Source organism: Streptomyces inusitatus (assembly GCF_014651115.1).
Classification (GTDB): Bacteria; Actinomycetota; Actinomycetes; order Streptomycetales; family Streptomycetaceae; genus Streptomyces; species Streptomyces amakusaensis.
In genome coordinates, this window is sequence record NZ_BMWG01000002.1 from 145,018 (window position 1) to 164,974 (window position 19,957).

Annotated in this window: 22 protein-coding genes; 14 read left to right on the top strand and 8 right to left on the bottom strand. The window is 70.8% G+C overall.

Annotated elements, in window-relative coordinates; translation table 11 throughout:
* Nucleotides 1-18: 18 nt before the first annotated feature.
* Complete coding sequence (locus tag IE247_RS04430) at nt 19-564, top strand: class IV adenylate cyclase (protein ID WP_190121559.1); 546 nt, start codon at nt 19-21, stop codon at nt 562-564.
* Nucleotides 565-779: 215 nt separating this feature from the next.
* On the opposite strand, the gene IE247_RS04435 is transcribed toward IE247_RS04430, so the two are convergent.
* Nucleotides 780-1,346 carry a GNAT family N-acetyltransferase gene (locus tag IE247_RS04435; protein WP_190121560.1) on the bottom strand — a complete coding sequence of 189 codons (567 nt, stop codon included), beginning with the start codon at nt 1,344-1,346 and terminating at the stop codon, nt 780-782.
* Between the two features lie 22 nt (nt 1,347-1,368).
* On the bottom strand, nt 1,369-2,730 hold the full coding sequence (locus IE247_RS04440; protein WP_229868648.1) for an NsdA family TPR-like regulatory protein: 1,362 nt from the start codon (nt 2,728-2,730) through the stop codon (nt 1,369-1,371).
* A 291-nt stretch (nt 2,731-3,021) separates the two neighbouring features.
* Here IE247_RS04440 and IE247_RS34725 point away from each other — a divergent pair, with 291 nt between their 5' ends.
* Together IE247_RS34725 and IE247_RS04450 are read left to right on the top strand one after the other, a co-directional pair.
* Nucleotides 3,022-3,438 (top strand): ATP-binding protein, encoded by a 417-nt coding sequence (locus IE247_RS34725; protein ID WP_268247176.1) that lies wholly within the window; start codon nt 3,022-3,024, stop codon nt 3,436-3,438.
* A complete protein-coding gene (locus tag IE247_RS04450) occupies nt 3,435-3,668 on the top strand; it encodes a hypothetical protein (protein ID WP_190121562.1) in 234 nt (77 codons plus the stop codon). Before IE247_RS34725 ends, IE247_RS04450 begins: the two co-directional genes overlap by 4 nt.
* Here IE247_RS04450 and IE247_RS04455 read toward each other — a convergent pair.
* Nucleotides 3,650-4,795, bottom strand: a complete 1,146-nt coding sequence (locus IE247_RS04455) for a Fic family protein (RefSeq protein ID WP_190121563.1) — start codon at nt 4,793-4,795, stop codon at nt 3,650-3,652. The genes IE247_RS04450 and IE247_RS04455 overlap by 19 nt on opposite strands.
* A 134-nt stretch (nt 4,796-4,929) precedes the next feature.
* Here IE247_RS04455 and deoC point away from each other — a divergent pair, with 134 nt between their 5' ends.
* Genes deoC through IE247_RS04470 form a run of 3 tightly spaced genes read left to right on the top strand, consistent with a single transcriptional unit; the run spans nt 4,930 to nt 8,261 of the window.
* The gene (gene deoC / locus IE247_RS04460) at nt 4,930-5,880 is read left to right on the top strand and encodes a deoxyribose-phosphate aldolase (RefSeq protein WP_190121564.1); all 951 of its coding nucleotides are present in this window, start codon (nt 4,930-4,932) and stop codon (nt 5,878-5,880) included.
* Between the two features lie 6 nt (nt 5,881-5,886).
* Nucleotides 5,887-7,362 (top strand): aldehyde dehydrogenase family protein, encoded by a 1,476-nt coding sequence (locus IE247_RS04465; protein ID WP_190121565.1) that lies wholly within the window; start codon nt 5,887-5,889, stop codon nt 7,360-7,362.
* Nucleotides 7,363-7,364: 2 nt separating this feature from the next.
* The gene (locus IE247_RS04470; protein WP_190121566.1) at nt 7,365-8,261 is read left to right on the top strand and encodes an aldehyde dehydrogenase family protein; all 897 of its coding nucleotides are present in this window, start codon (nt 7,365-7,367) and stop codon (nt 8,259-8,261) included.
* 72 nt (nt 8,262-8,333) lie between these two features.
* Here the strand turns inward: IE247_RS04470 and IE247_RS04475 are convergent, their stop codons facing one another.
* Nucleotides 8,334-8,747, bottom strand: coding sequence for a hypothetical protein (locus IE247_RS04475; RefSeq protein WP_190121567.1), 414 nt, complete (start codon nt 8,745-8,747; stop codon nt 8,334-8,336).
* A 119-nt stretch (nt 8,748-8,866) separates the two neighbouring features.
* Between IE247_RS04475 and IE247_RS04480 the strand changes: the two genes are divergently transcribed.
* Nucleotides 8,867-9,523 carry a uridine kinase family protein gene (locus IE247_RS04480; RefSeq protein ID WP_190121568.1) on the top strand — a complete coding sequence of 219 codons (657 nt, stop codon included), beginning with the start codon at nt 8,867-8,869 and terminating at the stop codon, nt 9,521-9,523.
* Between the two features lie 240 nt (nt 9,524-9,763).
* Here the strand turns inward: IE247_RS04480 and IE247_RS04485 are convergent, their stop codons facing one another.
* Nucleotides 9,764-10,540, bottom strand: a complete 777-nt coding sequence (locus tag IE247_RS04485) for a SigE family RNA polymerase sigma factor (RefSeq protein WP_190121569.1) — start codon at nt 10,538-10,540, stop codon at nt 9,764-9,766.
* 242 nt (nt 10,541-10,782) lie between these two features.
* Between IE247_RS04485 and afsQ1 the strand changes: the two genes are divergently transcribed.
* The 5 genes from afsQ1 (at nt 10,783) to IE247_RS04510 (ending at nt 14,785) form a co-directional block, all read left to right on the top strand.
* Complete coding sequence (gene afsQ1, locus IE247_RS04490; RefSeq protein ID WP_190121570.1) at nt 10,783-11,460, top strand: two-component system response regulator AfsQ1; 678 nt, start codon at nt 10,783-10,785, stop codon at nt 11,458-11,460.
* Nucleotides 11,461-11,494: 34 nt separating this feature from the next.
* Complete coding sequence (locus IE247_RS04495) at nt 11,495-13,090, top strand: ATP-binding protein (protein WP_308433191.1); 1,596 nt, start codon at nt 11,495-11,497, stop codon at nt 13,088-13,090.
* Nucleotides 13,087-13,740, top strand: a complete 654-nt coding sequence (locus IE247_RS04500) for a hypothetical protein (protein ID WP_190121571.1) — start codon at nt 13,087-13,089, stop codon at nt 13,738-13,740. Before IE247_RS04495 ends, IE247_RS04500 begins: the two co-directional genes overlap by 4 nt.
* A 45-nt stretch (nt 13,741-13,785) precedes the next feature.
* Nucleotides 13,786-14,475, top strand: a complete 690-nt coding sequence (locus IE247_RS04505; RefSeq protein WP_190122074.1) for a VanZ family protein — start codon at nt 13,786-13,788, stop codon at nt 14,473-14,475.
* Between the two features lie 97 nt (nt 14,476-14,572).
* Nucleotides 14,573-14,785 carry a PspC domain-containing protein gene (locus IE247_RS04510; protein ID WP_190121572.1) on the top strand — a complete coding sequence of 71 codons (213 nt, stop codon included), beginning with the start codon at nt 14,573-14,575 and terminating at the stop codon, nt 14,783-14,785.
* Nucleotides 14,786-14,939: 154 nt separating this feature from the next.
* Here the strand turns inward: IE247_RS04510 and IE247_RS04515 are convergent, their stop codons facing one another.
* Together IE247_RS04515 and IE247_RS04520 are read right to left on the bottom strand one after the other, a co-directional pair.
* On the bottom strand, nt 14,940-15,362 hold the full coding sequence (locus tag IE247_RS04515) for an ATP-binding protein (protein ID WP_190121573.1): 423 nt from the start codon (nt 15,360-15,362) through the stop codon (nt 14,940-14,942).
* A 123-nt stretch (nt 15,363-15,485) separates the two neighbouring features.
* Entirely contained in the window at nt 15,486-16,646 is a 1,161-nt protein-coding gene (locus tag IE247_RS04520; protein ID WP_190121574.1) for an adenosine deaminase, read from the bottom strand.
* A 103-nt stretch (nt 16,647-16,749) separates the two neighbouring features.
* Between IE247_RS04520 and IE247_RS04525 the strand changes: the two genes are divergently transcribed.
* Complete coding sequence (locus tag IE247_RS04525; protein ID WP_229868651.1) at nt 16,750-17,595, top strand: alpha/beta fold hydrolase; 846 nt, start codon at nt 16,750-16,752, stop codon at nt 17,593-17,595.
* 21 nt (nt 17,596-17,616) lie between these two features.
* On the opposite strand, the gene IE247_RS04530 is transcribed toward IE247_RS04525, so the two are convergent.
* A complete protein-coding gene (locus IE247_RS04530) occupies nt 17,617-18,594 on the bottom strand; it encodes a LysR family transcriptional regulator (protein WP_190121575.1) in 978 nt (325 codons plus the stop codon).
* Nucleotides 18,595-18,656: 62 nt separating this feature from the next.
* On the opposite strand from IE247_RS04530, the gene IE247_RS04535 reads away from it, so the two are divergent.
* The gene (locus IE247_RS04535; protein WP_190121576.1) at nt 18,657-19,955 is read left to right on the top strand and encodes an MFS transporter; all 1,299 of its coding nucleotides are present in this window, start codon (nt 18,657-18,659) and stop codon (nt 19,953-19,955) included.
* Nucleotides 19,956-19,957 lie beyond the last annotated feature (2 nt).

Genomic DNA, 19,957 nt, shown 5'->3' on the forward strand with positions numbered 1-19,957 from the left:
GAGACCAGAAGGAGAGAGATGGCACAGCACGAGTACGAGGCCAAGTTCCTGGACGTCGATGTGGATGCCCTGCGCGACCGCCTGAAGAGCGCCGGGGCTGAGCAGGTTTTCCCCAAGACCATGTTCACGCGCCTGATCTTCGAGAACGACACTGTGCAAGGGGAGCAGTGGCTGCGGCTGCGCGACGAGGGGGGCAAGACCACGCTGACGCTGAAGCAGGTCACCGACTCCGGCCACATCAACGGCACCACGGAGATCGAGATCGAGGTCGACGACCTGGAGAGGACCGCCGAACTCCTCAAGGCCCTGGGCCTCCGCCAGGTGCGCTACCAGCAGAACTACCGGGAGGAGTGGCAGCTCGGCGGCGTCACCTATGACCTCGACACCTGGCCCGACCTGCCTACCTTCCTGGAGATCGAAGGAGCATCGGAGCAGGCGGTGCGCGAGGCCGCAGCCGCGTTCGGCTTCGACTACGCCGAAGCCCGCTTCGGCAGTATCGACCTGATCTACAAGAGCGAAGCCGACAGGGACATCCTCGCCGAGCCGACTCTCCTGTTCGCCTGAGCCTTCCTCGTCCCCCTTCGCGCCCCTGACGGTCAAGCCCACCGTTGGGGGCGTACGCCTGTCCGGGGGTTCGTCGCTCACCGACGCCTCTCGGAGCCCGTACCCGCCCCAGGTGGAACGGGTACGGCACCTCGAACCCGGCCGGGCCCGGAAGGCCCGATACGGAGAACGCGCCCGGTCCCCGAAGCACGCGCGGCCCGGCCGGGCCGCGCCGCTCAGCCGTTGCGGGCCTTGTGGCCCGCCTCCCACTCCTCGTGGAGGATGCCGTAGACGATGGAGTCCCGCCATTCGCCGCGTACTTGGACATGGCCGCGGATACGGCCCTCCTCGGTCATGCCGACGGCGAGGAGGGTTCGTTCCGAGTCGGTGTTCAGGGGGGCGCGGGCGGCCCATACGCGGTGGAGGCCGAGGTCGTCGAAGGCGAGGGAGAGCATGAGGCGGACGGTTTCGCGGCCGTATCCGGTGCCCCAGGAGTCGGGGTTGAGGGCGAAGCCGATGGTGGCGGCGAGGGGCTGGTGGGGGTCGAGGGCGAGGCGGGCGAAGCCGATCAGTTCGGTGGTGGTGCGTTCGACGACGGCGAGGGCGTATTCGTCGCGTGGGGTGTGGGTGGCCGAGACGATGGAGCGGGAGACGATGCCTTCGACCTCTTCCCGGGAGCGGGGGGTGAAGCTGAGATGGCGGGTGGCCTCGGCGCTGCCGTAGATGGCGAGGACGGCGTCTATGTCGTCGGCGGCCAGTTCACGGAGGCTGAGGCGTGCGTCGTCACGCGTGACCGGATACATGTTCGGGACCCTATCCCCGGCCCTAACTCGGCATGGCGAGAGTCGGACGACTACTGAACGCGGCGATCTCCTCCCGGAGTTCCCGTGCGGTCAGCGCCTCGCGCACCGAGCCCTGGGACAGCGAGGCCCGCACCCGCTGGACCGAGCCGATGATGCCCGCGTTGCGCTGCCCGGGAGGCAGGTCCAGGACGGGCTGTACGGCTTCCACCGCGCCGTCGAGGTCACCGGTGTAGAGGCGGGCGAGCGCGAGGTCGGACTGTACGCCGGCCTGGTCGCCGAAGGCCCAGTGCGGGTGGTCGGGGTCGCTGAAGCCGAGGGCCGCCTCCTCCGCGCGGCGCACCAGGCCGGCGTCGCCGTGGCCCAGCAGGACGGAGGCCTCGACGCTGTAGTAGGCCTGCCTGATCTGGGGGAAGAGGAAGTTGCCGCCCAGGGCGTCGAGATCGTCGGGGCGGCAGCGTTCTCTGAGGACCTCCGCGCGCCGGTTCGCGGAGAGGACGGTCTCGGCGTCGCCGAGGAGGGCCGCGGCCCGGGCCTCCAGGCCCGCGAGCCATACGGTGACGCTGCCCCGGAGTCCGGCGGCGGCGGACACGCCCTTGCGGGCGTAGTGGACCGCATCCTCGGGGCGGTCGGCCCAGTAGGAGATCAGGGACTGGAGCCCCCGGATCCAGGCGCTCATCCCCACATGCTCGGCCTGGGCGGAGCAGACCGCGGCGGTGCGGGCCTGCATCATGGCCGACTGGGGGTCGCCGAGATCATGGCTGGCCTTGGCGAGCATTCCGGACTCAAGTGCGGCCAGAAAGTACAGATCCCGGGTCTGGGACGGCCTGGCCTGACCGCTCTCCAGCATGCGAAAGGTTTCATCCTGAATATTTGTCAGATCATCCAAAATCGTGCCCAGCGGGACGCGGATATAAATTCCGGCGATACGACGAACCTCGTCCTGAAGGTGCTCCAGGGTCTCCTGCCCCACCTCGTTCCGTTCCGCCCCCATGGCGAATCGGATCGCGCGTCGTGCGGCCATAGCTGTATGCCTTCCCATCCAGTCCAAATCCGCGCCAGGATCGGCGAGGGGTTCGCTGACCGGCGCACCCGCCCCCGGCTCCCGGATCGGCACTGCACATGCCCCCGATGCCTGCGCCTCGGCCAGAAGCTGAGTGATCGGCCGCCCGAACAGATGCGCAAGAACTCGCCGCGCATCGTTCTGCGGGGTGACCTTTCCGAAGTACCAGCGCTCGAAAGTGCTTTCCGAGAGGGTGAGCGTCGCCAGCGAGGAATCACCGGTTTCCCTGGCCAGCCCCTGGGCGGCGACCCGGTACTGATGAGCGAAGGTCTTGTATTCGTTCCAGCCCTGCTGGTCGATCAGAACACGCAGAAGTGTGACCATCATTCTCCCCTCTGCGGTGCGTCCGGCGCGTCGGCAAGACACTACGACCGCGTCCGCTCAATTTTGCTTGCGCAGAGATGAATCATTCGATCTGACCCAACTCTGACGACACTCTGACCAGATCGCATCCCCCCAACCATCCGCATATGAGCGGCATCTGACGGTGGATCTGGGCCTGACTTGTTTGCGACGATCTCTGAGCACGCGACTCGACACCGGCCGGGCCACCACACGTGCACACGATGACTCAACTGCACCCCTTTATAAGACAGTTGAGCGAGCGGAGGACCCATGTCGCCCGTCTCAGAAACCCACTTGGCACACAGGCTGAATCTACGCCTGAATGTGGAGCCCTCGGAGATCGGCGGTATTCGTCACACCGTCATACAGCACATCGGAAGCTGGGAATGCGCGGCCATTGCCGACGATGTCGTCCTGGTCGTGAGTGAGTTGCTGGCCAATGTCCATGAACACGCCGAAGGCGTCTGCGAACTGGAAATCGAGCACCAGGACGAAGGGTTGGTCGTCAAAGTCAGCGACACCTTCATGACCCCGCCCACCCTCAGGCACCGCCGCGGCTCCGCCGAGACCGGTCGGGGCCTCCTCCTGGTCGACGCGCTCACCGACCACTGGGAGACCACCATCACCGGCACCGGGAAGGTGATCACCTGCACCTTCGGCACCCCCGGTCGCGGGATCTCCCCATGACCAACAACGGCCACGCCTGGACCCCGGGCATGTGCTGGCTCTACTGCCGCCGCACCGGCATCCCCGTGATCTGGCTCGGGCCCGCCACCACCGAGGGCATCCACGCCCCCATGTACGGCTGCGCCCACTGCGTCGCCGAACTGGAGCACATGATCCGCCAGCACTTCATCGCCCGTAACGGCCCCCGGGCCTCGGGAAATCCAGGAGAACGTCAGGGCACGTCGGAGTAGGGGTCGACGATGACGTGACGACGCCGGGCAGCTTCAAGGACATCCTGCGGATATCGGGGGCCCGCGACATAGTGGCGGGCCTTGGTCTGCCCCACAGCGGTCAGCACCTCGGCCTTGGTCAGGGCCTGCAGATCCCGCGTGGCCTGCTGGGTGTTCAGCGCCTCGGCCTTCTCGTAACGCGAACGTCTCACTCGGCCGACCATCGCCACCTCATGCAGAGCCGTCACCTGCCGCTCGGAGACTCCCAGCGCGCCGGCCGCTTCCGTGAGCCGCGTCCAGCACTCGTTGGAACGGTCCACGCGCCGCCGCACTCGCTGGGCCTGCTGATGGTAGGCGAGGAGATTGAACCGGGCCCAGGGCAGAGTGTCGCGCTCGGGGGAGTAGACCGGGCCGCCGACCTCCCGCAGCACCTTGTAGTACTCCCAGGTATTGCCCGGCATTCCGAGCCACTCCTCGATCGAGGAGAACTCAGGGGCCAGGACCCCACCCCGGGCGATCAGCAGAGTCTGCAGCGAACGGGACATCCTGCCGTTCCCGTCCGACCACGGATGGATCTTCACCAGGTTCAGATGGGCCATCGCGGCCCGGATGAGGAAATGCGCGTCCAGGTCGCCTTCGTTGAGCCACTCGACCAGCTCGCCCATCAACCCGGGGACCAGCTCCTGATCCGGCCCCTCGTAATCCGTGGCGAACTCGTCCCCGGGGGCGGTGATGCGGATCGCCGTCCTGCGCCACCGTCCGGCCGCCCGCAGAGGGTGGTGATGACCTTGGAGCATCCAGTGCAGGCTGTTGAGGAGTTCCTTGTTGTAACGGAAGTCCGTGACGTCGTGGAGGGACTGGATGTAGGTCATGGCCTGCTGATAGGCGAGAGTCTCCGCCTTGTTCTCGTCGCTGGCCTCGACCTCCCGCTCGCCGTCCATCAGGTCGGCGACGTCCCGGGCGTCGACCCGGTACCCCTCGATCGTGTTGGAAGCCGCGATCGCGCTGGCCGTGAGCGCCTTGCGCAGGTCGAGAGTCCACTTCATCGGGGCCTGCTGCACGGCGTACCGCAGCTGATCGCGCATGACGTCGACCTGGTCCAGGACGCGGCGGTCGACGGGCTCCAGGCGGGGGGTCTCATACAGCATGAGGCAATGATACCAAGTGACTATCATCGCTGCCTGAAATGCCGCACTCCCGGGCCCCGGCGGGGGCCGGGCGCCGAGCCCCGACCACCCCCTGTACAGGTCGCTACGCGCGTAGATATGCTCCAGTGGTGAGCATGCCCATCGCACCCGCATCCGCCCTCTCGGAGGTCACCGCCTCCGACCAGGCTCTCCGTCGCTTTCTGCACGGGCTCCCCGGGGTCGACCCCGTCGGGCTCGAAGCCCGGGCCGCGTCGCTCGGGACGCGGTCGATCAAGGCCGAGGCGAAGGCCTACGCCATCGATCTCGCGATCTCGATGATCGACCTCACCACGCTCGAAGGCGCGGACACCCCGGGCAAGGTCCGGGCGCTCGCCGCCAAGGCCGTGCGCCCCGATCCGACCGACCGGACCTCTCCCGCCACCGCCGCCGTCTGTGTCTATCCGGACATGGTCGAGACGGCGAAGGCGGCCCTGAACGGAGCCGACGTCAAGGTCGCCTCCGTCGCCACGGCCTTCCCGGCCGGCCGGGCCTCGCTGGAGGTGAAGCTCGCCGACACCCGGGACGCCGTCGCCGCCGGGGCCGACGAGATCGACATGGTGATCGACCGGGGCGCGTTCCTGGCCGGCCGGTATCTGAAGGTGTACGAGGAGATCCTCGCCGTGAAGGAGGCCTCCGGCGCGGCCCGCCTGAAGGTCATCTTCGAGACCGGCGAGCTGTCCACGTACGACAACATCCGCCGCGCCTCCTGGCTCGGCATGCTCGCGGGCGCGGACTTCATCAAGACCTCGACGGGCAAGGTCGCGGTCAACGCCACCCCGGCGAACACGCTCCTGATGCTGGAGGCCGTCCGCGACTTCCGGGCGCAGACCGGGACGCAGATCGGTGTGAAGCCCGCGGGCGGCATCCGCACCAGCAAGGACGCCATCAAGTTCCTCGTCCTCGTCAATGAGACGGCGGGCGCGGACTGGCTGGATAACCACTGGTTCCGCTTCGGCGCGTCCAGCCTGCTCAACGATCTGCTGATGCAGCGCCAGAAGCTGGCCACCGGCCGCTACTCCGGCCCCGACTATGTGACTGTGGACTGAGCGGACATGACAACAGAGACCACACCGGCCGGCCCGTTCGCCTACGCCCCGGCTCCGGAATCCCGCGCGGTCGTCGACATCGCGCCCTCGTACGGCCTCTTCATCGACGGAGAGTTCACCGAGTCGAGCGGCCAGGACCGCGCCAAGACCCTCTCCCCCGCCACCGAGGAAGTCCTCGCCGAGTACACCCAGGCCAACGCCGAGGATGTGGACCGGGCCGTCAAGGCCGCCCGCAAGGCGTTCGAGAAGTGGTCGGCGCTGCCCGGCGCGGAGCGGGCGAAGTACCTGTTCCGGATCGCCCGGATCATCCAGGAGCGCAGCCGTGAGCTGGCGGTCCTGGAGACCCTCGACAACGGCAAGCCGATCAGGGAGACCCGCGACGCGGACCTTCCGCTGGTCGCGGCGCACTTCTTCTACTACGCGGGCTGGGCCGACAAGCTCGACCACGCCGGATACGGCCGGAACCCGCGCCCGCTGGGCGTCGCGGGCCAGGTCATCCCGTGGAACTTCCCGCTGCTGATGCTCGCGTGGAAGATCGCCCCGGCGCTCGCCACCGGCAACACGGTCGTGCTGAAGCCCGCCGAGACCACCCCGCTCTCCGCGCTCTTCTTCGCGGACATCTGCCGTCAGGCGGGGCTCCCCAGGGGCGTCGTCAACATCGTGACCGGCGACGGCCGCACCGGCGAGGCCCTGGTCTCGCACCCGGGCGTCGACAAGGTCGCGTTCACCGGCTCCACGGCGGTCGGCAAGGCCATCGCCCGCCGGATCGCGGGCACCGACAAGCGGGTCACCCTGGAGCTGGGCGGCAAGGGCGCCAACATCGTCTTCGACGACGCCCCCGTCGACCAGGCCGTCGAGGGCATCGTCAACGGCATCTTCTTCAACCAGGGCCAGGTCTGCTGCGCGGGCTCCCGGCTGCTGGTCCAGGAGTCGATCCAGGACGAGCTGCTGGACTCCCTCAAGCGCAGGCTCGCCACGCTGCGCCTGGGCGACCCGCTGGACAAGAACACCGACATCGGCGCGATCAACTCCGCCGAGCAGCTCGCGCGGATCACCGCGCTCGCCGACACCGGCGAGGCGGAGGGCGCGGAGCGCTGGTCCGCGCCGTGCGAGCTGCCGTCCGCGGGCTACTGGTTCGCCCCGACGCTCTTCACCGGCGTCACCCAGGCCCACACCGTGGCCCGTGACGAGATCTTCGGCCCGGTCCTCTCGGTGCTCTCCTTCCGCACCCCGGACGAGGCCGTCGCCAAGGCGAACAACAGCCAGTACGGGCTGTCCGCCGGTATCTGGACGGAGAAGGGCTCCCGCATGCTCGCCGTCGCGAGCAAGCTCCGGGCCGGTGTCGTCTGGGCGAACACCTTCAATAAATTCGACCCGACCTCGCCGTTCGGCGGCTACAAGGAGTCGGGCTTCGGCCGTGAGGGCGGCCGCCACGGCCTGGAGGCCTACCTCGCCCCGGCGACCCCGAAGGGCGAGCGCTGATCATGAGCACTGTCGAACAGAACCGTCTGAGCGTCTTCAAGACCTACAAGCTGTACGTGGGCGGGAAGTTCCCGCGTTCCGAGAGCGGCCGGGTGTACGAGGTGACCGACTCCAAGGGCAAGTGGCTGGCGAACGCGCCGCTCTCGTCCCGCAAGGACGCCCGGGACGCGGTGGTCGCGGCCCGCAAGGCCTTCGGCGGCTGGTCGGGCGCGACCGCGTACAACCGGGGGCAGATCCTCTATCGCGTCGCCGAGATGCTGGAGGGCCGCCGGGAGCAGTTCGTCCGGGAGGTCGCCGAGGCGGAGGGACTCTCCAAGTCCAAGGCCTCGGCCCAGGTGGACGCGGCGATCGACCGCTGGGTCTGGTACGCGGGCTGGACCGACAAGATCGCCCAGGTGATGGGCGGGGCGAACCCGGTCGCGGGTCCGTTCTTCAATCTCTCCACGCCCGAGCCGACCGGTGTCGTCGCCGTGCTCGCGCCGCAGGAGTCCTCCTTCCTCGGTCTGGTCTCGGTGATCGCCCCGGTGATCGCCACCGGCAACACCGCCGTGGTGATCGCCGGTGAGAAGAACCCGCTGCCCGCGCTGTCGCTGGGCGAGGTGCTGGCCACCTCCGACCTGCCCGGCGGCGTGGTCAACATCCTCTCGGGCCGTACGGGCGAGATCGCGGCCCCGCTCGCCGCGCACCAGGACGTCAACGGCATCGACCTCACGGGCGCGGGCGATGAGCTGGCGAAGGAGCTGGAGATCGCGGCTGCGGACAACCTCAAGCGGGTGCTGCGACCGGGGTCCGCCGAGTACACGGCCGACCCGGGCACCCACCGGATGACAGCCTTCCTGGAGACCAAGACGGTCTGGCACCCCACGGGCGCGCTGGGCGCGTCCGGCTCCTCCTACTAGGGCGAGCGCGGAAGTACGAGAGAGGAGCCCCCTGCCGTCCCCGTCCGGCGGCAGGGGGCTCAGTCGTACTCCCTAGCCCTTCGGCACCAGCGGGAGCTGCTGGACCAGCGGGCCCACCAGCGGAAGGTCCTTGATCGCCCCGCCCTGGGAGAGCGGGCCGGTGACCAGCTCGGTGGAGATCGGCTTGAAGTCGGCGACCTGGGTGCCGACCGCGTTGGCCAGCGGGTCGACACCGGTGTTGGCCAGCGGGTTCAGCTGGAGGCTGGTGAGGTGGCCGACGCCCGAGACCGAGTTGGTGACCGCGGTGAGAGCGCCCCCGCCCGGGCCGTTGAGCGCCGTGCCGACAGCGTCGAGACCGCCGCCGAGCGGCGGGGGCTCCGCCGCGTGCGCGGCACCGCCCGCGCCGAGGGCGGCGGCCATCGCCGCGAGGGTCAGTCCCGCGCGCAGGGCGGTGCGCCGGGGTTGGTGAGCTGCGTGACGTGCCATGGGGATTCCCGCCTGGGTCAGTAATCGGACGAGCACCCAGCGTAGTTGAGCGGTGATTCTCATTCCACCGTCATCCCCGATGGCTCCCCTTACGGGTCAATGCCTCACACTGGTGTCCCGTGACCTCTTCCGCCATACCGACGCGCGTCGTACTGCTCGCGGGCCCCTCCGGCTCCGGCAAGTCGTCCCTGGCCGCCCGCACGGGACTGCCCGTGCTGCGCCTGGACGACTTCTACAAGGACGGCGACGACCCGACGCTTCCGCTGGTCGCGGGGAGCACGGACATCGACTGGGACTCCCCGCTGTCCTGGGACGCCGAGGCCGCGATCGCGGCGATCACGGAGCTGTGCGACACCGGGCGCACCAGCGTCCCGGTGTACGACATCGCCACCAGCGCGCGGGTGGGCCGGGAGGCGTTCGCCATCGACCGCACGCCTCTGTTCGTGGCGGAGGGGATCTTCGCGGCGGACATCGTGGCGCGCTGCGAGGAGCTGGGCGTCCTCGCGGACGCGCTCTGTCTGCGGGGCCGTCCGACGACGACCTTCCGCCGCCGGCTGGCGCGGGATCTGCGCGAGGGCCGGAAGTCGGTGAGTGTTCTGCTGCGGCGCGGCTGGCGGCTGATGCGGGCCGAGCGGGCGATCGTGGCGCGGCAGGCGAGTCTGGGCGCGTATCCGTGCGACAAGGACGAGGCGCTCGGCCGGGTGGCGGCGGCAGCGGCGGGACGGCATCGCGGCTGTACCGCGGGCGTCGCGCCCTCGGCCGGTTCCGGTTCCTGAGACGGCGGCCGGTTCCTGGGACGGCTGGTTCCTGGGACGCCGGCCTCTGGGACGCCGGCCTCTGAGACGAAATGAGTCGCGGGACCGGACACGACCCCCCGGCCCGTCCGGTCCCGCTGTTTTCCCCCGTTGACCCCGCAGGTCCCCCGACCTTTGTGGCCCCCGTGATCCCGCCGTCTCCCCCGAGACGGCGGCCCCCCGTGATTCCCCCGTGCTTTCCCCCGTGTTCCCCCCGTCGCCTCAGGCCACCAGCTCGCCGAAGGACTCTTCCTCGTCACGGCCGAAGCTGAGGACCTGGTCCTCGCGCAGCCGGCGGAGCGACCGCCAGATGCTCGACTTCACCGTGCCGACACTGATGTTCAGGATGTCGGCGATCTCCGGGTCGGTGCGGCCCTCGTAGTAACGGAGGACCAGCATCGTCCGCTGGAGTTCCGGCAGCCTGGCCAGCGCCTGCCAGAGCACGGCGCGCAGCTCGGTCCCCCGCATCGCGTCGGTGTCGCCCGCCGTCTCCGGCAGCTCCTCCGTGGGGTACTCGTTGAGCTTGCGCCGTCGCCAGGCGCTGATGTGCAGATTGGTCATGGTGCGGCGGAGGTATCCCCCGACCGCCGCCTTGTCGCTGATCCGGTCCCACGCCCGGTAGGTCGAGAACAGCGCGCTCTGGAGCAGGTCCTCGGCCTCGTAGCGGTCGCCGGTGAGGTGGTAGGCGGTCGCGTACAGGGAGGAACGGCGCTCTTGTACGTAGGCGGTGAACTCCGCCTCCGACAGCCCCCCGGCCTCCGGCGCGGGAATCCCGAGCCGGGCGCCGTTCTCCCTGTTCTCCCTGACCGGGGCGGCCTTGGCGACCGGCCCCGGGGTGACGGTGACGTCAACGACCGTCATGTACGACGGCTTGTGCTGACGCCCGGTGCCGCGAACGCACCCCCGCCCGTTCACGGCACCGGACTTCTCGGACGCCCGGCCGACGTCGTGGAGACGCGTGACAACTGCGTTTGAGGTGGTGCTGTGCAGTGCGTTCATCTCACGCCCCCCGTCGATCGGTGTCTGTTTCCGTCCAGGTGCCTAGAAGCTTGCCGAGGCGATTTCATGGCGGTGTCCGTCGACTGTCACAGGCCTGTCACAGGGGTACGGGAGGGCCGTGTCGCGGGAGGGGCGCGGGAGGGGCATGGGAGGGGCGTGGGAGGAAGCCGGAGCGGGCCGGGGAGAGAGGGCGTGCGGCCTGCGGTCGAACTCCGGCGCGGCCATGGGCCAGAATGACGCTCGTGCCTTTCCTGTTGCTGATCGAGGACGACGACGCCATCCGCACGGCCCTCGAACTCTCCCTGTCCCGCCAGGGCCACCGTGTGGCCACCGCGGCGACGGGAGAGGACGGTCTGAAACTGCTGCGCGAGCAGCGGCCGGACCTGGTCGTGCTGGATGTCATGCTGCCCGGGATCGACGGCTTCGAGGTGTGCCGTCGCATCAGACGCACCGACCAGCTGCCGATCATTCTGCTGACCGCCCGCAGCGACGACATCGACGTGGTCGTGGGCCTGGAGTCGGGAGCCGACGACTATGTGGTCAAACCCGTCCAGGGCCGGGTGCTGGACGCCCGGATCCGGGCGGTGCTGCGGCGGGGCGAGCGGGAGTCCACCGACTCCGCCACCTTCGGCTCGCTGATGATCGACCGTTCCGCGATGACCGTCACCAAGAACGGCGAGGATCTCCAGCTCACGCCGACCGAGCTGCGGCTCCTGCTGGAACTGAGCCGGCGTCCCGGGCAGGCGCTCTCCCGTCAGCAGTTGCTGCGGCTGGTGTGGGAGCACGACTATCTCGGCGACTCCCGGCTGGTGGACGCCTGTGTCCAGCGGCTGCGGGCGAAGGTGGAGGACGTGCCGTCCTCGCCGACCCTGATCCGTACCGTGCGCGGTGTGGGCTACCGGCTGGACGCTCCCCAGTGACGGACCGCGCCGCCCCCGCGAAGGGCGACGAGCGGTGACCGGTGCCGCCAAGCGCGCGATGGTCGCCGGGCTGCGCTGGACGAGTCTGCGGCTGCGGCTGGTCGTGGTCTTCGCGGCCGTCGCGCTGACCGCCGCCGTCTCCGCGTCGGGGATCGCCTACTGGCTGAACCGCGAGGCCGTGCTCACCCGTACCCAGGATTCGGCGCTGGACTCCTTCCGCAAGGAGATGCAGAGCCACGCGGCCTCGCTGCCCGCGCTGCCGACGCAGAGCGAGCTTCAGGACACCGCGAATCTGATGGCGAACGGCAAGACCGGCTACAGCGTGCTGCTGCTGGGCGAGCGGGAGAAGGGCAAGCCGGTCGCCGCCACCTCCGACAGCGACGACTTCACTCTCGGGGATGTGCCGCGCACGCTCCAGGACGCGGTGAACGACCGGCAGGAGCTGAGCGCGGGCAACTCGGCTCCGTACCATCTGTACTGGCAGCGGGTGGAGCGCGACGGAAAGCCGTATCTGGTCGGCGGTTCGCGGATCGTGAACGGCGGGCCGACCGGCTATGTGCTGAAGTCCCTGGACAAGGAGCGCGAGGATCTCAACACCCTCGCGTGGTCGCTGGGGATCGCCACCGCGCTGGCCCTCGTCGGCTCCGCGCTGCTGGCGCAGGCCGCGGCGACGACCGTGCTCAAGCCGGTGCGCCGGCTCGGGGACGCGGCGCGGCGGCTCGGTGAGGGGAAACTCGACACGCGGCTGCGGGTGTCGGGCACGGACGAGCTGGCCGAGCTGGCGCGGACCTTCAACAAGACGGCGGAGTCGCTGGAGAAGAAGGTCGCCGACATGAGCGCGCGGGAGGAGTCCAGCCGCCGTTTCGTCGCCGACATGTCGCACGAGCTGCGCACTCCGCTGACCGCGCTCACGGCTGTCGCCGAGGTGCTGGAGGACGAGGTCGACAGCCTCGACCCGATGATCGCGCCCGCGGTGAATCTGGTGGTCAGCGAGACCCGGCGGCTGGGCATTCTGGTGGAGAACCTGATGGAGGTGACCCGCTTTGACGCGGGCACCGCCAAGGTGGTGCTGGACACGGTCGATGTGGCCGACCAGGTCACCGCCTGCATCGACGCCCGCGCCTGGCTGGACGCGGTGGATCTGGACGCCGAGCGCGGGATCATGGCGCGGCTCGACCCCCGGCGGCTCGATGTGATCCTGGCGAATCTGATCGGCAACGCGCTCAAGCACGGCGGTTCGCCGGTACGGGTGTCGGTGCGGCCGAACGAGAGGGACGCCGAGCTGCTGATCGAGGTGCGCGACCACGGGCCCGGCATCCCGGTGGAGGTGCTGCCGCATGTCTTCGACCGGTTCTACAAGGCCAGCGCCTCCCGGCCGAAGTCGGACGGCAGCGGGCTCGGTCTGTCGATCGCGATGGAGAACGCGATCGCCCACGGCGGCACCATCACCGCCGCGAACTCGCCCGACGGCGACGGCGCGGTGTTTGTGCTGCGGCTCCCGATGGACGCGTCGGCCCCGGCCGGCGGCGCGTCGGCGACCGGGGCGAACGGCGGGGGCACGGATCCGGACGCGGACGGTCCGCAGGACGGCGGGGAGAGCGGCGAACGGCGAGAGGGGAGCGCGGAGTGAGGCGTAAGGCCCTGGCCCTGACGGCACTGGCGGGCGGGACGCTGATACTCGCCGGGTGCGGGATCCGGACCACACAGGTGCCGGTGGACGCGGGTCCCGCCCCGTCCCGGATGCTCTGCGAGGTGCGCGGCGAGAGCCGTGCGTCGGCCTCGCCCCGGGGCTTTCCCGTACGGGTGCAACTGGTCTGCGCGTCCCAGCTGAAGTCCGTCGACCGCACGATCGAGCTGCCCGCCGAGACCTCCCCGGACAGCCGGGTCGAGACCGCCCGGGCGCTCTTGGCCGAGCTGGAGCGGGAGCCGTCCGCCGATGAGCGGGACGCGGGCTTCGGCACCGATGTGCAGGGGCCGGTGGGGGTCGGCGGGCCGCGCCCGGGCGATCCGGCCGGGACCCTGCGGCTGAGCCGTCAGCCCGAGGATCTGCCGGAGGCGGCACTCGCGCAGATCGTCTGCACCTTCGCGGAGAGCCGGGCGGCGGCCCCGGGCGGCGCGGTGGTCCTCGGCGGGCCCGGGGAGTATCCGCCCCGGGGGTACACCTGCTCCGACGGGGCCAAGGAGCGCCCGTCCGAGCCGCTGCCGACGGTCGCGCCGTCGTCCGCCGCACCGCTCGCCTCCCCGTCGGCCCCGTCCTCGGCGCCGTCGGCGGCCCCGTAGAAGCGGAACGGAACCATTTCCGGCGTGGGGCGCGTCTTGTCGTGCGTGCAGCGTCAAGGTACGGGCGGGAGTGCCGTCATCCGTGTACGCGTGGCGGGGGTTCTCCTCCTCCTCGTGCACTTGCTGCTAGTCGGGTGGCTGACGCTGCGCCCGCTGGATGTGCCCTGGGTGACGGCCGCCAATCTCGAACCGCTCGCCACCGTGAAGGCGAATCTGGTGCTCGGACCGGCGGAGGCCGTGCGCCGTATCGGCGGCGGACTGCTGCTGCTGGCCCCGCTGGGGGTTCTGCTGCCGCTGGCGGGCGGCCGTCTCACCGTCTCCCCGCTCGGCTCGCTGGCCCGGACCATGGCCGCCGGTGCGCTGATCTCGCTCGCCATCGAGCTGGCGCAGACCGGGGTGCCGGGCCGGGTGCTCAATGTGGACTCGCTGCTGCTGAACACGGCCGGGGTGGCGCTCACGCATCTGCTGGTGGTGCCCGCGGGCCGGGCGCGGCTGCGCAGGACCCGCGCCCGGGGCCGGGGCCGGGCGCGTGCGCCGCGCCGTCCGGATCGCTCCCGCCCGGATCGCTCCCGCCCGCCCGTTCCCCCGGTGCCCGCCGTGAATCGCCGTTCGGACTCCCGCGCGCCGCGCGCCTCCGACTGTGGGACGAGGCCCGGCGGTGGCGGCACCGTTCTGAGGGAGGACGCCCCTCAGGGGGCGACCCCGACGATTCCCAGGGTCGGCATCGCCCCGTAGAGCGACGCTTTGCCCGCCTTCGTTCGACACCATGGAGCTGTCGGGAAAATCCACGACGCAGTGGAAATCCACAGCCGGTTTCGCGAAGGAGCCCACCATGGCCGCACTTGTCCGCCCCCGCGATGGACGCATGATCGGTGGAGTGTGCGCAGCGCTGGCGAGGCGCTTCGGCACTTCCGCCCTCACCATGCGGGTGGTCTTCCTGGCCTCTTGTCTGCTGCCCGGTCCGCAGATACTGCTGTATCTGGCGATGTGGCTGCTGCTGCCCGCCGAGCGGGCCTCGGCGGCGTCGGCGAAGGCCGCCTGGTAACGCGTACGACTCCGGACACGGGTCCGGACACGGGTCCGGACACGACGCTGGGGCGTACGCCGTGATCTTGGCGTACGCCCCAGATCTCCGCCGTGTCGGCGGACCGGCTCGGCCGTCCGTACGGGGAAGCGACGGCGGGCGCGGTGGCGTCGGGTCAGACGGCTCCGCCGAGGAGGCCGCCGACCAGGGGCAGGCCCGCGGTGGGCAGGGCGCCGGTGGGGAGGCCGCCGGCGGGCAGGGTCTGGGTCAGCTGTCCGACCGGCAGACCGCCGAGCAGACCGGTGACGGCCTCGGTGGGCGCGCCGGGGGCCAGCGCGCGCTGGCCGGCGCCCTGGAGGGTGCCGGGCAGGGTGGCCGTGCTCGTGGTGAGGGCGCTCTGCGCGCCGGCCAGCGACTCGGGGCCCGCCGGGACGCTGGAGAGCAGCTCGGTGGCCGGCAGCGTGCTGGACACGGTGTCGAGCGAGGTGGCGGAGTCGGGGAAGGGGGCGGGAGCGGCGGTGGCCGCGCCCGCTCCGGCGGCTACGAAGGCGGCGCCGAGAGCGGCGACACCGAGAGTCCTGGCAGCAGACTGCTTCATCAGAGGTGTGTCCTTGGGACGGGGGAATATGAGCGGCTCCGCAAGCTAGCCACACCCCCGTCCCGGAGGCAAACATCCCGAAGTGGGCGGGTGTTGACTATTCCGGCCACCTCGGAATTCGTGCTACCAGCTCTCCTCGGGGGAGGTTTCGCTGGTGGCGGCGGTCTGCCGGAACAGCCATTCGGATTTCAGCTCGGCGTATCCGGGCTTGATGACGTCGTTGATCATCGCGAGGCGTTCATCGAAAGGGATGAAGGCGCTTTTCATTCCATTGACGGTGAACCACTGCATGTCGTCGAGCGTGTATCCGAAGGCATCGATCAGATGCTCGAACTCCATGCTCATGCTGGTTCCCGACATCAGCCGGTTGTCCGTGTTCACGGTGGCGCGGAAGTGGAGTCTGCGGAGCAGTCCGATGGGGTGTTCCGGATAGGAGTCGGCGGCCCCGGTCTGGAGGTTGGAGGTCGGACAGAGCTCCAGCGGGATCCGCTTGTCGCGGACGTAGGAGGCGAGCCTGCCGAGGCGGACCTCGCCGTCCTCGGTCACGGTGATGTCGTCGATGATGCGCACGCCGTGCCCGAGCCGGTCGGCCCCGCACCACTGGAGCGCCTGCCAGATCGAGGGCAGCCCGAAGGCCTCGCCGGCGTGGATGGTGAAGTGGTTGTTCTCGCGCTTGAGGTACTCGAAGGCGTCGAGATGGCGGGTGGGAGGGAAGCCCGCCTCGGCCCCGGCGATGTCGAAGCCGACCACGCCCGTGTCGCGGTAGCGGTTGGCGAGTTCGGCGATCTCCAGGGCGCGGGCCGCGTGCCGCATCGCGGTGAGGAGCGCGCCGACCCTGATCCGGTGGCCGTTGTCCCTGGCGATCCGCTCGCCCTCGCGGAAGCCCTCGTTGACGGCCTCCACCACCTCTTCGAGGGTGAGTCCGGCCTCCAGATGCTGTTCGGGGGCGTACCGCACCTCCGCGTAGACGACCCCGTCCTCGGCGAGGTCCTCGGCGCACTCGGCGGCGACGCGGAAGAGCGCCTCACGGGTCTGCATCACCGCGCAGGTGTGCGCGAAGGTCTCCAGATACCGCTCCAGCGAGCCGGAGTCGGCGGCCTCCCGGAACCAGAGCCCGAGCTTGTCGGGCTCGGTCTCGGGGAGCGAGGCCTCGTAGCCCGTCGCTCGGGCGAGATCGATGATCGTGCCGGGACGCAGCCCGCCGTCGAGGTGATCGTGGAGGAGCACCTTCGGAGCGCGGCGGATCTGTTCCGCGGTGGGCGTGTTGAGGGTCTGGCTCGTCATTCGCGCACTCTAGTCCCTACGCGCGTAGAGCGGACCGGGTCGATACGTAACAGTGACCGCGCGTACGGGTGGCGTACGGGCGTACTTCTGAGACTGTTCTGCCATGGCACACCGCGCACTGCCCCCTTGGCGGGGACGGACCGAAGAGCGTGAGACGACCCCCGCGGAGGGCGAGGTCCGGCTCGGCCGGGCCCACGGCGGCCGGGCCGCGGCCCGGAGCGGCGCGGACCCGGCGGTGAGCGGGGTGGTGCTGCTGCTCCCCGACGGGGAGCGCGAGTCGGTACGGGGGACCTCGGCGCGCTCGCTGCTGCGGCTCCTCCCGCTGGGCCGGGCGCTGGCGCGGGCGGGGCGCGCGGACGGGCTGGTGGTGCACTCGGTGCACTACCGCCGCCGGGGGTGGAACGGAGCGGACGCGCAGCTCGCGGCGGACGCGCTGCGGGCGGCCGACGAGGTGGTCCGGCGGTACGGCGATGTGCCGATCTGTCTCGCGGGCCACGGCTTCGGCGGCCGGGCGGCGCTGCACGCGGCGGACCATCCGGGGGTCGGCGCGGTGCTGGCGATGGCCCCCTGGCTGCCCGACGACGGGGCGGGCGGCGGGGCGCGCGGCGGCGGCGCGGGCGCTTTGGAGCCGGTGAAGCAGCTCGCGGGGCGGCAGGTGCTGATCGTGCACGGCACCAATGACGCGCGTACCGAACCGGATCTCTCCTACCGGCTGGCGGAGCGCGCGAAGAAGGTGAACCGGAACATATGCCGGTTCGAGGTGCACACGGACGGGAACTCGCTGCGGCAGCACCACGCCGAGGTGATGGCGCTGGCGACGGATTTCGTGCTCGGCTCGCTCTTCCCCCATCCGTACTCGCGTCCGGTGGCGGACGCGCTGGCCGCGCCGCCGCCGCTGGGGCTGCGGATGCCGCTGGCGGCGGGCTTCGGGAAGTCGCTCAGACCGTAGCGCTCAGGCGGCGGGCGGTGTTCAGACCGTGGGCGGCAGTTGGGGATCGGCCGGGAGCAGATGGCCCCGGCGGGAGAGCAGGAACTTCTTGAAGGCGGCGACCGGGGCGGTGTCCGGGTGGCCGCCGAGCCAGGCGACGCCGATCTCGCGGACCGCGCGGGGGGCGGTGACCGTCAGCTCGACGACCCCGGGGCGGGCGACGGCGGGCGGCGGCAGCAGGGCCACGCCGAGGCCCGCAGCGACGAGTCCGCGCAGGGTCTCGGCCTCCTCGCCCTCGAAGGCGACCTTGGGGGTGAAGCCGGCCCGGGAGCAGAGGTCGTCGGTGATCCGGCGCAGCCCGTAGCCGGGTTCCAGGGTGACGAAGACGTCGTCGGCGGCCTCGGCGAGCTTGATGCGCTTGCGGCCGGCGAGCCGGTGGTCGTCGGGGACGACCAGCCGCAGCCGCTGTTCGTCCAGCCGGCGGGCGACCAGATCGGGCGCGTCCGGCACGGGCGAGGTGAGGCAGAGGTCGAGGTCGCCCGCGCGCAGTCCGCCGAGCATCGCCTCGCCGTGGTTCTGGACGAGGGTGAAGCGGACCTTGGGGTGGTCCGCCCGGAAGGCGCGCAGCAGGGCGGGGACGGTCTCGGAGCCCATGGTGTGCAGAAAGCCGAAGGCGACCTTTCCGCCGGTGGGGTCGGCGTCCGCGCGTACCGACTCGGCCGCGCGCTCGACCTCGGCGAGGGCGCGTTCCACGGAGGTGAGGAGGGTGCGGCCGGCCGGGGTGAGGGAGACGGTGCGGCCCCGGCGGGCGAAGAGGGTGACCCCGAGGTCCCGCTCCAGCCGGACGACGGCGCGCGAGAGGGTCGACTGCGGGACGCCCATCTCCTGCGCGGCGCGGGTCACGTGCTCGTGGCGGGCGACTCCGGCGAAGTACGCGAGACGTGGGGCGAGCAGCAAGGACATGTCTTCTTCGTAACTGCTCTGTGACAGCCGAGGCTGTGAGCTGTGCTCATGCATCATGGGAACGATTATCTGCATTTCATGCATTGGACGCATGACGTTGCTGACCGTACGTTCGACACATGCCTCCTGCCAGTACCAAGGCGTCCACCCCGGTGGGCGCCGCCTCCGTCGTCGCTTCCCCCGAACAACCCGAGCCGCCCGCCTCCGGGCCGCTGGCTCCCGGCCGTCCCGGCTACCGCCGGATGAGCCTCGCGCTCTTCGCCGCGGGCATGGCCGCCTTCGCCCTCCTCTACTCCACCCAGGCACTGCTGCCCGCGATCTCCGCCGACTTCGGCGTGAGCGCCTCGGCGGCCAGCTGGACGGTCTCCGCCGCGACGGGCGCGCTGGCACTGTTCGTCCTTCCGCTGAGCGCGCTCTCCGAGCGGTTCGGCAGGCGCACCCTGATGACGGCCTCGCTGGCGGTCGCCGTCGTCCTCGGGCTGCTGGTGCCCTTCGCGCCGAACCTGGAGTGGCTGGTGGCGCTGCGCGCGCTCCAGGGCGCGGCGCTGGCCGGGCTGCCGGCCTCGGCGATGGCGTATCTGGCCGAGGAGGTGCGGCCCAAGGCGCTGATCGCCGCAATCGGGCTCTTCGTCGCGGGCAACAGCGTCGGCGGGATGAGCGGCCGGATCGTCACCGGCTGGGCGGCGCAGCTGTGGGGCTGGCGCGCGGGTCTGCTGGCGGTGGGTCTGCTGGCGCTGGCGGGCGCGGTCGTCTTCCGGCTGCTGCTGCCGAGGGCCCGGCGCTTCACCCCCGGGACGCTCAGCCCCCGGGCGCTGGCGCGGACCGTGCGCGGGCATCTGGCCGATCCGCTGCTGCTGCGGCTGTACGCGATCGGCGCGCTGTTCATGACGGTGTTCGGCGCGGTCTACACCGTGATCGGCTACCGCCTGGTGGCGGAGCCCTTCAGCCTCCCCCAGGGCGTGGTCGGCTCGATCTTCCTGGTCTATCTCGTCGGCACCGCGTCCTCGGCCGCCGCCGGCTCCCTGGTGGGCCGTCTCGGCCGGCGCGGGGCGCTGTATCTGGCCGTCACCACGACCGCGGCGGGGCTGCTGCTCTCCCTGTCGGACTCGCTCGCCGCCGTGCTGGCCGGGCTGGTGCTGATCACCGCCGGATTCTTCGCCGGGCACGCGGTCGCCTCCTCCTCGGTGAGCCGTACGGCGACCACCGGCCGCGCGCAGGCTTCGGCGCTCTACCAGTCGGTCTACTACCTGGGCAGCAGCGTCGGCGGCACGCTCGGCGCGATCGCCTTCCACGCGGGCGGCTGGGCGGGCACGGTGGCGCTCGGTCTGCTGGCGGTGCTGGGCGTCGTCTCGATCACCCTGTACGGGACCCGGGTGGCCCGCGCCGAGCGGCGCGGTCTGGTGCCGGTACGGGCCTGAGC